Here is an 803-nt window from a genome sequence, read left to right as displayed (position 1 = left end):
ATCCCGGCCGGCTGGGTCTCCGCCGATGGCGGCCGCAGGCCGCCCGCGCCGCCGCCGGGCGCGCCCCCGCCGCTGCCACAGCACGCCGTGGGCGGCATCGAGGTCGTCGTGCTGGCCGGCGCGCCGCCGTCCGCCTACCGGCGCGTCCTGACCAGCGGCCCGTAGCGCGGGGCCGCGCGTCATCCCATGTCACCGAATCCCTGCCCTCCTGTCCACGTCCGCCCATGCCCAGCCCGGAACTCTTCGCCTGCTGCTTCATCCGCCTGCCCGCGCGCCCCGCGCACCTGCCCGAGGACCGCTGGGACGCCACGCTGCTCCAGGCACTGCCGTTCGCGCTGACCGACAGCGAGGGCGAAATCCTGCGCAGCGGCCATGCCGATGCCGGCGCGCCGCCAGCGGCGCGCGACACGGTCCTCATCGTCGATGCCCGCGATGTGCTGCTGCTGCGCGTGCCGTTGCCCGCCATCACTGGCGCGCGTCTGCGCGAGGCGCTGCCGGGCCTGCTGGAAGAGCGCCTGCTGGGCAATCCCGAGCACAGCCATGTCGCGGTGCTGGCCCGCCACGAGAACGGCGAGGCCACGCTGGCCGTCGCGGACCGGGCATGGCTGGCATTCGTGCTCGGTGTGCTGGGCAACCGGCGCGTGCGGCTGCTGCCCGCGGCATTGTGCGTGCCCGTGGCCGGGGATCGCCCGGCCGTGGTAGTGGAAGCGCCGTCCGGCGATACCGACGCGGGATGCTGGCGCTTGACGGTGCGCGCCTCGGCCGACGTGGGCTATGGCATCGCCATCGGCGCCGCGCTGGCG

The 803-nt window shown here is 75.6% G+C and carries 1 protein-coding gene; it reads left to right on the top strand.

The window, feature by feature from the left end; translation table 11 throughout:
• Positions 1–224: 224 nt before the first annotated feature.
• The coding region (gene gspL / locus K206_RS0136840; protein WP_020207189.1) for a type II secretion system protein GspL at positions 225–803 on the top strand (579 nt) is incomplete at its 3' end.

The sequence above is a fragment of the Cupriavidus sp. WS genome (genome assembly GCF_000395345.1).
In the GTDB taxonomy this organism is placed as follows: Bacteria; Pseudomonadota; Gammaproteobacteria; order Burkholderiales; family Burkholderiaceae; genus Cupriavidus; species Cupriavidus basilensis_B.
This window is presented reverse-complemented; position numbering and strand designations above follow the sequence as displayed.